At 73.3% G+C, this 13,457-nt stretch carries 12 protein-coding genes; 9 read left to right on the top strand and 3 right to left on the bottom strand.

The genetic code is table 11. The features are described 5' to 3' along the window. Positions 1-7 precede the first annotated feature (7 nt). Entirely contained in the window at positions 8-898 is an 891-nt protein-coding gene (gene sucD, locus OG299_RS16380; protein WP_266626306.1) for a succinate--CoA ligase subunit alpha, read from the top strand. Positions 899-984: 86 nt separating this feature from the next. On the opposite strand, the gene OG299_RS16375 is transcribed toward sucD, so the two are convergent. Further along, positions 985-2,637 (bottom strand): helix-turn-helix domain-containing protein, encoded by a 1,653-nt coding sequence (locus tag OG299_RS16375; protein ID WP_327361868.1) that lies wholly within the window; start codon positions 2,635-2,637, stop codon positions 985-987. 123 nt (positions 2,638-2,760) lie between these two features. Between OG299_RS16375 and OG299_RS16370 the strand changes: the two genes are divergently transcribed. Further along, positions 2,761-4,392, top strand: coding sequence for a cell division protein PerM (locus OG299_RS16370; RefSeq protein WP_327361867.1), 1,632 nt, complete (start codon positions 2,761-2,763; stop codon positions 4,390-4,392). Positions 4,393-4,431: 39 nt separating this feature from the next. On the opposite strand, the gene OG299_RS16365 is transcribed toward OG299_RS16370, so the two are convergent. Then, positions 4,432-5,040 carry a hypothetical protein gene (locus OG299_RS16365; RefSeq protein WP_327361866.1) on the bottom strand — a complete coding sequence of 203 codons (609 nt, stop codon included), beginning with the start codon at positions 5,038-5,040 and terminating at the stop codon, positions 4,432-4,434. A 212-nt stretch (positions 5,041-5,252) separates the two neighbouring features. On the opposite strand from OG299_RS16365, the gene purN reads away from it, so the two are divergent. Both purN and purH read left to right on the top strand, forming a co-directional pair. Beyond that, positions 5,253-5,876, top strand: a complete 624-nt coding sequence (gene purN, locus OG299_RS16360; protein WP_266626299.1) for a phosphoribosylglycinamide formyltransferase — start codon at positions 5,253-5,255, stop codon at positions 5,874-5,876. Beyond that, positions 5,873-7,462 carry a bifunctional phosphoribosylaminoimidazolecarboxamide formyltransferase/IMP cyclohydrolase gene (gene purH, locus OG299_RS16355; RefSeq protein WP_327361865.1) on the top strand — a complete coding sequence of 530 codons (1,590 nt, stop codon included), beginning with the start codon at positions 5,873-5,875 and terminating at the stop codon, positions 7,460-7,462. The genes purN and purH overlap by 4 nt, the downstream gene beginning before the upstream one ends. A 101-nt stretch (positions 7,463-7,563) precedes the next feature. Here purH and OG299_RS16350 read toward each other — a convergent pair whose 3' ends face one another. Next, positions 7,564-8,244, bottom strand: coding sequence for a hypothetical protein (locus OG299_RS16350; protein ID WP_266626295.1), 681 nt, complete (start codon positions 8,242-8,244; stop codon positions 7,564-7,566). Between the two features lie 257 nt (positions 8,245-8,501). Between OG299_RS16350 and OG299_RS16345 the strand changes: the two genes are divergently transcribed. From OG299_RS16345 to OG299_RS16325, 5 genes are all read left to right on the top strand, one after another. After that, positions 8,502-9,365: a bifunctional methylenetetrahydrofolate dehydrogenase/methenyltetrahydrofolate cyclohydrolase gene (locus OG299_RS16345; protein WP_327361864.1), complete on the top strand. Its 864-nt coding sequence runs from the start codon at positions 8,502-8,504 to the stop codon at positions 9,363-9,365. Beyond that, positions 9,355-9,894 carry a DUF3017 domain-containing protein gene (locus tag OG299_RS16340; protein WP_327361863.1) on the top strand — a complete coding sequence of 180 codons (540 nt, stop codon included), beginning with the start codon at positions 9,355-9,357 and terminating at the stop codon, positions 9,892-9,894. Before OG299_RS16345 ends, OG299_RS16340 begins: the two co-directional genes overlap by 11 nt. A gap of 271 nt (positions 9,895-10,165) precedes the next feature. Next, entirely contained in the window at positions 10,166-11,155 is a 990-nt protein-coding gene (locus OG299_RS16335) for a malate dehydrogenase (RefSeq protein WP_266626289.1), read from the top strand. 156 nt (positions 11,156-11,311) lie between these two features. Next, positions 11,312-13,063: an AbeC-like domain-containing protein gene (locus tag OG299_RS16330; protein WP_327361862.1), complete on the top strand. Its 1,752-nt coding sequence runs from the start codon at positions 11,312-11,314 to the stop codon at positions 13,061-13,063. Continuing rightward, positions 13,053-13,457 carry a hypothetical protein gene (locus tag OG299_RS16325; protein ID WP_266626285.1) on the top strand — a complete coding sequence of 135 codons (405 nt, stop codon included), beginning with the start codon at positions 13,053-13,055 and terminating at the stop codon, positions 13,455-13,457. Before OG299_RS16330 ends, OG299_RS16325 begins: the two co-directional genes overlap by 11 nt.

Here is a 13,457-nt window from a genome sequence, read left to right as displayed (position 1 = left end):
GACTCACATGGCTATCTTCCTCAACAAGGACAGCAAGGTCATCGTCCAGGGCATGACCGGTGCCACGGGCATGAAGCACACCAAGCTGATGCTGGCTGACGGCACCAACATCGTCGGTGGCGTGAACCCGCGCAAGGCCGGCACGACCGTCGACTTCGACGGCACCGAGGTCCCGGTCTTCGGCTCCGTCGAAGAGGCGATGAAGGCGACGGGCGCCAACGTCTCCGTCCTCTTCGTCCCGCCGGCCTTCGCCAAGGCGGCCGTCGTCGAGGCCATCGACGCCGAGATCCCGCTGGCCGTCGTCATCACCGAGGGCATTGCGGTGCACGACTCCGCCGCCTTCTGGGCGTACGCGACCGCCAAGGGCAACAAGACCCGGATCATCGGCCCGAACTGCCCGGGTCTGATCACCCCCGGCCAGTCCAACGCCGGCATCATCCCGGGCGACATCACCAAGCCCGGCAAGATCGGTCTCGTGTCCAAGTCGGGCACGCTGACCTACCAGATGATGTACGAGCTCCGTGACATCGGCTTCACCTCCGCCGTCGGCATCGGTGGCGACCCGGTCATCGGCACCACGCACATCGACGCCCTGGAGGCCTTCGAGGCCGACCCGGACACCGAGCTGATCGTCATGATCGGTGAGATCGGCGGCGACGCCGAGGAGCGTGCGGCGGACTTCATCGCGAAGAACGTCACCAAGCCGGTCGTCGGCTACGTCGCGGGCTTCACCGCACCCGAGGGCAAGACCATGGGCCACGCCGGCGCCATCGTCTCCGGCTCCTCCGGCACCGCGCAGGCCAAGAAGGAGGCCCTCGAGGCCGCCGGCGTCAAGGTCGGCAAGACGCCGACCGAGACGGCGAAGCTCGCGCGCGAGATCCTGAACGCCGCGAAGTAACGCTTGGCGCTGCCGTACGTGTACGGCTGTACGGGCGTGGCCCGCATCCCGACCGGGGTGCGGGCCACGCCCGTTCCTGCTCGCGTTCACTCCAGGCTGGGGGTGAGCCGCTCGGGCCTGTGCGCCGGATGCCCGCGCAGCTTTTCGCGCAGCTGCCGGGTCTCGTCGGTGAGCCGCTGGGGGCCGCTGAGCGGGGGCACCCCCGAGACGCTCGCGCCGGGCGCGATGGGGGGCTCGTACTGCCGGGGCGCGGTCACGGTGGTGTACGCGGTCGCGGCGGCGATCACGGCGCTCAGGCCGAGGACCGCCTGGGTCCACCGCCTGGCGCGGTACTCGGCGGCGACGCGTACGGCGGCTGCGGCGCGGGGTTCCAGCCGGACGGCCGGCGTGACCGCGCCGAGCCGCTCGCGCAGCAGCGCGGACTGCCTCTCGGGCGGCGCGGCGGCCAGTTCCGGGATCCGGTCGGCGAGGGCGGCGTGCGCGTGCAGGAGCCGGTTGCCGGCGGTGGGGGTGCTGGCCTCGGTCTCGGCGGCGGTGTCGGGGAGGTCGAGGCCGACGCCGTCGTAGAGCAGGACGGTACGGCGGTGGGCCGGCGGGAGCGCGAGCATGGCGTCCATCAGGATGCGGTCCGCGGGGGCGGCCGGTGCCTTGTCGGGGTGCTTGTGGGCGCGGCGGAACCGGTGCCAGGGGGAGAGGGCGTACTCGTACGAGGCGGCGCGCACCCAGCCGACGGGGTCGGGATCGGTGGCCACCTCGGGCCACCGCGCCCAGGCGAGCTGGAACGCCCGCTCGACGGCCTCTTGGGAGAGACGGCGGCGGCCGGTGAGCAGGTACGCCTGCCGGGTGAGCGCGGGGGCGGCGTACTCGTACAGCGCGTCGAACACCTCCCTGGGCCCCAACGGCCCCACCGCAGCCCCGCCCTCCGGAACCTCCGGCTCCCCTTCCGTCCCGCCCGGCGCCTCGGGCTCGGATGCGTCGTCCCCTTCGGGCGCAGGCCCGCCCGGCAGCTGTGCCGCCGCTCCGGGGTGGGGCGCGGTGGCCCCTTCGGGCGCGCGCTCGGGCCCCTCAGGGTGGGGGGAGTCCGCGAGGGCGGTTCCTGACGGGGGATCGGGCGGGTCCTGCTCGGGCGCGGGTGCGAGGGCGTCGTGCTGCGGAGGCAGGCCGGCCGGGGCGGAGGTTGCCCGGCCGGGCGTGCCGATGCCGCGGGCGGTGGCCTTGACGTTGACCTTGGCCACGTGGCGGGGCATGGCCGCGGGGGGCCGCGCAGCCCGCTTGGCCGCGACCGGCGGCCGGGTCCGCGGACCCGGCCCGCCCATGCCGAAGGGCCGGATGCCGCCCGACATCCGCAACGGGCTCGCTTCGGTCTCGTCCGCGCCGGTGCTCCCCGCGTCCGCGTTTGTGTCTGTATCTGAGTCCGCGTCTGACTCCGCGTCTGAACCCGCGTCTGAGTCCGCGTGGCCTTCCGCCGATGACGTGCCGTCAACCGCCGCTGTGCCCGACCCGGTGGCGACCGCGTCGTGCGCATCCGCGTCCGAGGGGTGGAGGGCCGTCAGGAAACCCGCGTACGCCTGGCGTTTGCGGCCTCGGGGGTCCGTGCGGCCCGTCTCCCAGGAGCGGACCGTGCTGACCGTGACGCCCACCGCCGTCGCGACGTCCTCGTACGTCAGGCCCGCCGCCTCGCGCAGTCTGCGGCGTTCCTTGGGCGAGGGGAGCCTCGGCTCCTCGACGCTCTCTGTCATGCCACACTCCCCGTGACCTGCCGGCAGCCCTGGGCGGAAAAGTACATAAAACATATATTGAGCGACACCACGGACATTCGCCTGTTACCCGCCCATAGCGCGTGTCGTTGGCACCATGGCGGGGTGACCCAAGTGACCGAACGCGGCACCCTGTTGCCGACGGCGTTGCCGCCCGCCCCGCGGGCCGCCGCCGGGCGGCGCCGATCGCCGGCCGCCGCGGCCTGTGTACTGGGCGGAGCCGTGGCCGCAGGGCTGGGGCTCGGCTTCCTCGCCGTGCTCGTCATCGTGCTGTGGATCAGCTCCCCTTACCCCGACAGCGGCCCCGGCGGCGCCCTGCACCTGGCCGCCGGGCTCTGGCTGCTCGCCCACGGGACCGAACTCGTCCGGTACGAGACCCTCTCCGGGGTCCCGGCCCCCGTCGGGGTGACCCCGCTGCTCCTCGTCGCGCTGCCGGCCCTGCTCATGCGCCGCGCCGCCCGCCTCGGCAGCGCCTCGGGCGACGGCAGCGACGGGGACGAGGTCCTGCCGGCCGGCGCCGTCTTCTCCGCCGTGACCTGCGGATACCTCTCCGTCGGATCGCTGGCCACCGTCTACGCGGCCGGCGGCCCCATGCCCGCCGACCCGCTCAGCGCCGCCTGGCACGTCCCCTTGGTCGCCGTGCTCGCCGCCGCCGGCGGGGTGTGGGCGGCCAAGGGGCGTCCGGTCGGGCCGCTGCCCCGGTGGGTGCCGGGGAGCGTACGGAGGGCCGTCGCGCGCCCCCGCTACGCTCTCGCGCTGCGCGCCGGAGCCGCCGGGGCCCTCGTCCTCCTGGGCGGCGGTGCGCTGCTCGTCGGGGCCTCGCTCGCCTGGCACGCCGCGGAGGTCCAGGGGTCCTTCCTGGCGCTGACCGGCGTCTGGTCCGGCCGCTTCGCGGTCCTGCTCCTCGCCCTCGCGCTGCTCCCGAACGCCGTGGTGTGGGGCGCGGCCTACGCCCTCGGGCCCGGCTTCGCCCTCGGCGCCGGCGCGACCGCGACCCCGCTCGGCTTCGCGGGAGCACCCGCGCTGCCGAGGTTCCCGCTGCTGGCGGCGCTGCCGCCGGAGGGGCCCGGGACGCTGCTGACCTGTGCGACCGCCGGGGTGCCGCTGGTGGCCGGGCTGGCAGTCGGGTGGTTCGCGGTACGCCGGGCGCGTGAAGTCTCGTACGGGGAAACCGCTCTGACGGCGGCTCTGGGCGCCCTCGTGTGCGCGCTGGTGCTGGCCGGACTCGCGGCGGCCTCGTCGGGGCCGCTCGGCTCGCGGGGGCTGGCGAGCTTCGGACCGGTGTGGTGGGCGACCGGCGCGGCGGCCTTCGCGTGGACGCTGCTCCCGGCGGTGCCGGTGGCGGTGGCCGTGCACTCCTGGCGTACCCGGCCCGCCCGGCAGGCGGACGCGAGCGGCATGGAGGGGGAGGACGAGTGGCACGACCGCGGCGTACGGGAGCTGCGCTGGGAGGCCCTGCGGCGTGCCGCGGGCGCCCTGATCCCCGACCTGGCCCAGGACGCGCCGCCGGCCCCCGCCGAGCCGACCCCCGCCGAGCCGGTGCCGGCGGAACCGGGGAAGGCCGCACCCGTCAAACCGTCGCGCCGGTTCACCGTCGTGACGGGACTTCACCTGGACCTGACGCCGACTCCGGTCCCGGCGGAGCCGGCCCCGCCACAGGAGCCCGAGCCGTCCGGGTCGCTCGTGCCGCCGGTGGCCGGCGCCCGTGTACTGGCCCGCCGCAAGCCCCCGGCCTGAGCCGGCGCAGCCGCAGGCGGTGGCCGCTGCCGGCCGCCGCTACTGCTGGACCTTGAGGATCTTGCCGAGCATGTTGTCCGGCAGCAGCGTGTTGCACTGCAGCTCCGCCGACTTCGTGAGGGCGTCCTCGCGGCAGACGTAGAAGTCCTTGTACGCCAGCTGCAAGCCGTACGAGCTCAGGGCCAGCAGGATCGCCAGCGAGGCCGTGACCAGCCCGCCGATCGCCGCCGTCCGCTGGGGACGGGCGGCCGGCCCGAGGGCCGCCAGGCCCCCCTGGGCGGCAGGGCCCGCCGCGGCATCGGCCCGCGCGTCCGACGGGGATGCGGCAGCCGGCCTCCCGCGCAGCCCGCTGATCCCCCAGTACAGGGCGAGCGCACCCAGCAGCAGCCCCACCGACGGGATCCCGAAGATCCCGAAGAAGAAGCCCCACATGCCGGCCAGCAGCGCGTACCGGGCGCGCCGCTGGACCGGGTCCGTCGGGTCCCAGCGCACGGGCCCGCTCGGGCCCGTCCCGGGGTCCTCACCGGGGCGGTCGCCCTCGCCGTCGCCACCGCTGCGCGGCTGCCACGGCTGGTCGGGCCGGCCTTCCGGGGGAGCCGCGAAGGGGTTGTCGTCGGTGGAGGAGTCGGGCTGGCGGCGATCCGGCATCGAGTGCGTTTCTTCCCCTGTGTCGTGGCCGTATGCGGCTTGTACGCCAGACGCTACCGCCCGGCCGTCCCCCCGTCCCTCGGGGGCTGTCCGGTGTGCCGGTATCGTTGCAGGCGGTCGGCGGCTTCGTAGGGTCCCCCGTATTTCGGGATACCTAAGTTTTGTCTGATCACACAAGATGTATGGAAGCATTCCCGCAGAAAGGGCCTCCCATGGCCGCCTCCCGCCTGGTCGTGCTGGTCTCCGGTTCCGGCACCAACCTCCAGGCCCTGCTCGACGCCATCGACGCCCACCCGGGCGGATCCGAGGGCTTCGGCGCCGAAGTCGTCGCCGTGGGGGCCGACCGCGAGAACATCGTCGGCCTGGAGCGGGCCGAGAAGGCGGGGATCCCCACCTTCGTGTGTCCGGTCAAGGCGTACGGGACCCGTGAGGAGTGGGACGCCGCCCTCACCGCGGCGACCGCAGCCCACGCGCCGGACCTCGTCGTGTCCGCCGGGTTCATGAAGATCGTGGGCGCGTCGTTCATCGGCCGCTTCGGCGGCCGCTTCGTCAACACGCACCCCGCCCTCCTCCCCGCTTTCCCGGGCGCCCACGGCGTACGGGACGCCCTCGCCTACGGCGCGAAGGTCACCGGCTGCACGGTCCACTTCGTGGACGCCGGCGTGGACACCGGTCCGATCATCGCCCAGGGTGTGGTCGAGGTCAGGGACGAGGACGACGAAGCCGCTCTGCACGAGCGCATCAAGGAAGTCGAGCGCCAGCTGCTCGTCGACGTCGTGGGGCGACTGGCCCGGCACGGCTACCGCATTGAGGGACGAAAGGTAACAATCCAGTGACCGCCGTAGAGAGCAGCACCACCTCGTCGAGCTCGTCGAAGCGACCGATCCGGCGCGCGCTCGTCAGTGTCTACGACAAGACGGGACTGGAGGAGCTGGCCCGCGGCCTGCACGAGGTGGGCGTCGCGCTCGTCTCGACCGGCTCCACCGCCTCCAAGATCGCCGCGACCGGCGTGCCCGTCACCAAGGTCGAGGAGCTCACCGGCTTCCCCGAGTGCCTGGACGGCCGGGTCAAGACCCTGCACCCGCGCGTGCACGCCGGCATCCTCGCCGACCTGCGCCTGGAGGACCACCAGCGCCAGCTCGCCGAGCTCGGCATCGAGCCGTTCGACCTGGTGATCGTCAACCTCTACCCGTTCCGGGAGACCGTCGCCTCGGGCGCCACCCCCGACGAGTGCGTCGAGCAGATCGACATCGGCGGCCCGTCGATGGTCCGCGCCGCCGCCAAGAACCACCCCTCGGTCGCCGTCGTCACCAGCCCCGCCCGGTACGCCGACGTCCTCGCCGCGGCCCAGGGCGGCGGCTTCGACCTCACCGCGCGCAAGCGGCTGGCGGCCGAGGCCTTCCAGCACACCGCCGCGTACGACGTCGCCGTGGCCTCCTGGTTCACGAATGCGTACGCCCCGGAGCCGGAGGCCGTGCTGCCCGAGTTCCTGGCCGGTGCGTGGGACCGCAAGTCCACCCTCCGCTACGGCGAGAACCCGCACCAGGCCGCCGCCCTCTACACCGACGGCCAGCCGGGCGGGCTCGCCAACGCCGAGCAGCTGCACGGCAAGGAGATGTCCTTCAACAACTACGTGGACACCGAGGCCGCCCGCCGCGCCGCGTACGACCACGACGAGCCCTGCGTCGCGATCATCAAGCACGCCAACCCGTGCGGGATCGCCGTCGGCGCGGACGTCGCCGCCGCGCACCGCAAGGCGCACGCCTGCGACCCGCTGTCGGCCTTCGGCGGCGTCATCGCGGTCAACCGCCCGGTGACCGTCGAGCTCGCCGAGCAGGTCGCGGAGATCTTCACCGAGGTCATCGCCGCCCCGGCGTACGAGGACGGCGCGGTCGAGATCCTGGCCAAGAAGAAGAACATCCGCGTCCTGAAGGTCGACGGCACCCCGCACCAGCCGGGAGACCTGAAGCCGATCTCCGGCGGCGCGCTGCTCCAGCAGAGCGATCTCTTCCAGGCCGAGGGCGACGACCCGAAGAACTGGACGCTCGCCACCGGCGACGCCCTCTCCCCGGAGGAGCTCGCCGAGCTCGCCTTCGCGTGGAAGGCCTGCCGGGCCGTCAAGTCCAACGCGATCCTGCTCGCCAAGGACGGCGCCTCGGTCGGCGTCGGCATGGGCCAGGTCAACCGCGTCGACTCGGCGAAGCTGGCCGTCGAGCGGGCGGGCGCCGAGCGCGCGCAGGGCTCGTACGCGGCCTCCGACGCCTTCTTCCCCTTCCCGGACGGGCTGGAGATCCTGACCGCCGCGGGCATCAAGGCCGTGGTCCAGCCGGGCGGTTCGGTCCGTGACGAGCAGGTCGTCGAGGCCGCGAAGGCGGCCGGCGTGACCATGTACTTCACCGGCACCCGGCACTTCTTCCACTGAGCACCGGGCGCCGGGCCGGCGCCCCGAGTACGGCGAAGGCCGCCATCCGCAGCTTTGCGGGTGGCGGCCTTCGCCGTACTGACGGGTCTTGCTGCTGCGCTCTAGTACTGCGGGCGCCGGAAGTACGCGCCGGCGGCCGAGTTGGCCAGGCCGACCAGGACCCAGAGGGCCAGCCCGAACTCGATCAGGCCGATGACCAGCGAGAACACCACGGCGCCCGCCGCCGTGTCGCTGCCGAGCGCCACGAGGTTGGCGAGCACGCCGAGCCCGGAGAAGAGGGTCATCAGCGAGCCGTAGATGATGCCGGAGACCCGGACGCCGCCGCGGCCCTTGCCCAGCTTGGCGGCGGTCAGGATCGGCCACAGCGACAGGGCCAGGGCGAAGATGCCGATGCCGACGATCACGCCGCCCGCGAGCGCGCCCGCGTCGCTCGCCGAGGAGCTGTAGCCCGAGGAGCTGGAGGAGCCCGAGAACGCCGAGGCGAACAGCGCCCCGCCGACGAGGGCGGCGATCCCGCCCAGGACCTGGAGGCCGCCGACGATGAACAGGATGACGCGGGCGGCCTTCACCCCGCCGGGCATCGGCATCTGGGCGCCCGGGTATCCGCCGGGACCCGCCGGGTAGGCCTGGTTCGGGTAGCCCATCGGCGCCTGCTGCGGGTAGGCGTAACCACCCTGCGGCGGGACGCTGGGCGGGGCCTGCTGGGGGTAGCCGTAGCCGGGCTGCCCCTGCGGGGCCGGCTGCTGCTGCCCGTACGGGTTGTTCGGGTCGCCGAAGCTCATCTTGGGGTGTTCCTCCGTGGAAGTGCGGGGACGCACGGCACGCGCGGAGGAAAACACTGCGATGTGCGGTCCGCCCCCCGGCACTGCCCGCGGCACTCTTTCGGTCATCGTCGTCCGATGGGGCCGGAGTTGTCCAGCCGCGGTGCGACCGGCCCGTCACTTGTTGTGCAAGTGCAACGAACGGTTCAAGCCTGTGACGAACCCGCGGGGACCCCCACGACTGGAACCGGGGCCGTCCCATCCGGGAGGATGGGACCATGACCGCCCAGATTCTCGATGGCAAGGCCACCGCCGCCGCGATCAAGTCCGAACTGACCGCCCGCGTGGCGGCGCTCAAGGCCCGGGGCATCACCCCCGGCCTCGGCACCCTCCTGGTCGGCGACGACCCGGGCAGCCGCTGGTACGTCAACGGCAAGCACAAGGACTGCGCCGAGGTCGGCATCGCCTCCATCCAGCGCGAACTGCCCGCGACGGCCTCCCAGGAGGACATCGAGGCGGTCGTACGGGAACTCAACGCGAACCCGGAGTGCACCGGCTACATCGTCCAACTCCCGCTCCCCAAGGGCATCGACACCAACCGGGTCCTGGAGCTGATGGACCCGGCCAAGGACGCCGACGGCCTGCACCCGATGTCGCTCGGCCGGCTGGTGCTGAACGAGCCGGGCCCGCTGCCCTGCACCCCGTACGGGATCGTCCAGCTGCTGCGCCACCACGGCATCGAGATCAACGGCGCGCACGTGGTGCTCCTCGGCCGCGGCATCACCGTCGGGCGCTCCATGGGCCTGCTGCTGACCCGCAAGTCGGAGAACGCCACCGTGACCCTGTGCCACACCGGCACCCGCGACCTGGCGGCCCAGCTGCGCCAGGCGGACATCATCGTCGCGGCGGCCGGTGTCCCGCACCTGGTCAAGCCGGAGGACGTGAAGCCCGGCGCGGCCGTCCTGGACGTGGGCGTCAGCCGTGACGAGAACGGCAAGATCGTCGGCGACGTGCACCCGGGCGTCGCCGAGGTGGCCGGCTGGATCTCCCCGAACCCGGGCGGAGTCGGCCCGATGACCCGCGCGCAGCTGCTCGTGAACGTCGTCGAGGCGGCGGAACGGACGTCGACCAGTGCAGGCTGAGAACGAAGCGGAAGCCGGCGCCGGCGCCGACTCGGGGACCGAGGCCGCAGCCGGTTCCGGCGCCGGCCCCGGCCCCGACACCGCCGCCGCCGGCGCCACGTCCGAAGCCGGGCGCGGCGCCGAAGCGGCCACGGCCGCGGAGGCCGCGAAGTCGCGCCGCTTCCCCTCCGTCACCCAGGACACGGCCCGCCCCGAGGGCCACGGCCGCGCCGCGCCCGGGGACGCGCTCGCGGCCCGGCAGTGGCCGATGCTCAGCGTGCTCGCCGCAACCGCGGTCGGACTGCTCCTGACCGCACTGGGACACCCCCGCGCCGGCGTCCTGGTGATCGGCGTGGCCCTGATCACGGCCTCCGTCCTGCGGCGCGTACTGCCGCAGGTGGGGATGCTCGCGGTGCGCTCCCGCTTCACGGACATGGTCACGTACGGGCTGCTGGGGGTGGCGATCACGCTGCTCGCGCTGGTGATGGAGCCCAAGCCGTGGCTGGAGATCCAGTTCTTGGAGAGCGCGGTCCGCTTCACGGTCCGCTGAGGCGCCCACGGAGGCCCGCCGAGCCTTCCGTGCGCCTGCGCGACACCCGTCCGGCGGTAGCGGATGGCTGAAAAGCGGGGGGAAATCCCGCTCCGCGCCTTCGAACTCCCGGTCCGTGTGCCGTGCACCACACGGACCGGGGGATTGGGTCGCCGGAAGGTCGGATAGCCTGACGCCGGATGTCTCTTCACGTCAAGATTCGCAGGGAAGCGGCGTCCGCCAGCACATGGGGCGGCGACGCCCCACCGCCAGCTGTCTAACGGAGAAGGCCATGACCCGCACTCCCGTGAATGTCACCGTCACCGGCGCCGCCGGCCAGATCGGCTACGCGCTGCTCTTCCGCATCGCTTCCGGTCACCTGCTCGGCGCGGACGTGCCGGTCAAGCTCCGCCTTCTGGAGATCCCCCAGGGCATGAAGGCCGCCGAGGGCACCGCCATGGAGCTCGACGACTGCGCCTTCCCGCTGCTCAAGGGCATCGACATCTTCGACGACCCGAACGCGGGCTTCGAGGGTGCCAACGTCGCCCTGCTCGTGGGCGCCCGCCCGCGCACCAAGGGCATGGAGCGCGGCGACCTGCTCGCCGCCAACGGCGGCATCTTCAAGCCGCAGGGCGCCGCGATCAACGCGCACGCCGCGGACGACATCAAGGTCCTGGTCGTGGGCAACCCGGCCAACACCAACGCGCTCATCGCGCAGGCCGCCGCCCCGGACGTACCGGCCGAGCGCTTCACCGCGATGACCCGCCTGGACCACAACCGCGCGATCTCGCAGCTCGCGGCGAAGACCGGCACCGCCGTCTCCGACATCAAGCGCCTCACCATCTGGGGCAACCACTCGGCGACCCAGTACCCGGACATCTTCCACGCGGAGATCGCCGGCAAGAACGCCGCCGAGGTCGTCAGCGACGAGCTGTGGCTCGCCGACACCTTCATCCCGACCGTCGCCAAGCGCGGCGCGGCGATCATCGAGGCCCGTGGCGCGTCCTCGGCCGCCTCGGCCGCCAACGCCGCCATCGACCACGTCCACACGTGGGTCAACGGCACCGCCGCGGGCGACTGGACCTCCATGGGCATCCCGTCGGACGGCTCCTACGGCGTCCCGGAGGGCATCATCTCCTCCTTCCCCGTCACCACCAAGGACGGCAAGTACGAGATCGTCCAGGGCCTGGACATCAACGAGTTCTCCCGCACCCGCATCGACGCCTCGGTCGCCGAGCTCGTCGAGGAGCGCGACGCGGTCCGCGAGCTCGGCCTGATCTGATCTGATCCGATCCGATCCGGCCGGTCATCCGGCCGGTCCGATCCGATACGCCTGAAAAGGCCCCGGCGCACGCGCCGGGGCCTTTTGGCGTGAACCGCCCTGTCCTGCGCGCCCCGCGCCCCGTACGGTTTCCCTCCTCCCGACCGAGGGGAACTCGTGAGCGGCACACCGGACGGCAGGACCCCCGTGGACCCGGCGGTATCGGAGGCGGGACGCCTCCTGTGTGCCGGCACCTACCTCGACGCCGCCTACCGCGACCGGGTGATCGAGGAGCTGTACGTCCACGAGGAACGGTTCCCCGCCCCCTCGTACGGGTTCGACGCAGCCCGCGTCCTCGCCCACGCCCTGCGGGCCCTGCGCACCGAAGTGGCCTGGTCGGCGGCGATCGTGGCGGTGTGGGGCCTCGGCCTGTTCCTCACCCGTGCGTTCTTCCTCTTCCTGCTCGTCCCGGCGCTGCTCCTGAGCGGGGCCGGGCGGATCAAGAAGCGCCGCGAGCGCAGCGGCCGTGGCGGCCGGGTCCTCGAATGGATCCTGCGCGGCTGCGCCTGCTTCCTCCTCGGCCGCATCCTGTGGGGGGTGCTCCGCGGGTTCTTCGCGGACGACGCGAGCAACGGGGCCAACCTGGACCTGAGCGACCTCGGCACGTACCTGGCCCAGCTCCTGCAGACCGACCCGCTGGCGGTCTTCCCGGAGATCCCGAGGATCGGGCAGGTCTACGGAGAGGCCTACGCGTGGACGGTCGTCCTGATCGCCGTGCTGGTCACGGTGCTCGTCGGCTTGCAGCGCGGGCACTTCGCGCAGATCATCCGCTCCTCGCTCAGCCGGGCACAGTACGAGGACCGCTCCGGCGACCCCGCGGCGGGACGGCGCTTCGAGCGGGCCCGGGAGGACATCGAGCGCGCCCAGCACGCGCCGCTGGTCCTGTACGACGTCGGCAATCCGTTCTGCGGCGCCGGCAAGGCCCATCTGCCGTGGCAGCTCGCCGTGGAGCTGCGCCCGCGCACCGGGGCGGGAGCCCGGCGCCTCGACAACGAGCGGATCATCGAGCAGATCCGGCCCAGGCTGGAGGCCCTGCGCACCCCCTCGCCGCGCGGGTCCGAGGCGGCGGACGACGCCGTACTGGACCGGCTGCGCGAACTGGTCGTCGACGAGTGCGTGTTCCTGCCGGCCGCCGGAGTGCCCGACGTGGACGCGGTGGACCTGTCCGCGGAGGCCTTCGCCGAGCACCGCGCCGCCGCGGTCGAGGAGGGCGGCGAGCGGCGCCGGCACTTCCTGCGCGTCCGGATCGGCGGCTGGGACGAGAACCTCGTCATCACCGTCTTCATCCGGGTCCATACGCAGGGCGGCATGCTGATGCTGGAGGTCGCGCCGCACGTGCTGCTGCCGGTGCGGCCCGATTTCCAGCGGGCCGACGACATCGCCCGTCGATACCGCCGCAACACCCCCGTGGCCAAGGTGCTCCTGGCCCTCACCCATGCGCCCGGCTCCCTCGGCGTGGCCCTCGCGACGCTGGGCGGGGCCTGCCGTGTCCCGTGGCGGCTGGCGACCGCCGGGCACGGCGTCGCGTACGCGGCCGGGCCGGCCGCCTCCGTACGCGAACTGGCGTCGCAGGAGGACGGATCGCTGTTCCAGCTGATGGACCTGGACCGGTACCTGAAGACCATCCAGGAGCGGATCGTCGGCGGCGTGACGCTGGCGCTGCACGACGCGGGCTGGCACACGGAGGAGTTCGCGGAGCGCGCCGTCAACGTCGCGGAAGGCGGGGTGTTCATCCAGTCGGTGAGCAACAGCGCCTTCGGGATCCACGGCGTGAGCCACAACAGCACGGTGAACAACGGGACGACGGACAGGGCGGAACGCAAGGACGGGCGCGTGCGCGCGGGCAAGGAGAGCAGAAGTGGCAAGTAGCGCAGACGCCGGGCAGCCGCTGCCTTCGGTGCGGATCGGCGACGTGCAGGGCAGTGCCTTCAGCATCGGCGGCACGGACGTCAGCAACAGCACGGTCCATCACGGCGGTACGGACCCGGGTGCGGGTGGTGCGGCCGGGCCGACCGCGCAGGAGCTGCTGGAGGCCGTACGCGACCTCCGCGCCGCCCTCGTACGGCTGCCCCGCAGCGACGGGAGGGCGGCGCTCGACACCGAACTGGACGCGGCGGCGGAGGAGTTGGCGGGGCCCGGCGAGGAGGTCCGGCCGGGCCTGGCCAGCCGGCTGCGCGGGGTGCTGGAGCGGTGGGCCCCGCTGGTGGACTCGGTGAGTGCGGCCACGGCCCTGGCGGCCCTGCTGACGTCGTCCGGGGGGTGA

This window comes from Streptomyces sp. NBC_01296, from assembly GCF_035984415.1.
Taxonomy (GTDB): Bacteria; Actinomycetota; Actinomycetes; order Streptomycetales; family Streptomycetaceae; genus Streptomyces.
This window is presented reverse-complemented; position numbering and strand designations above follow the sequence as displayed.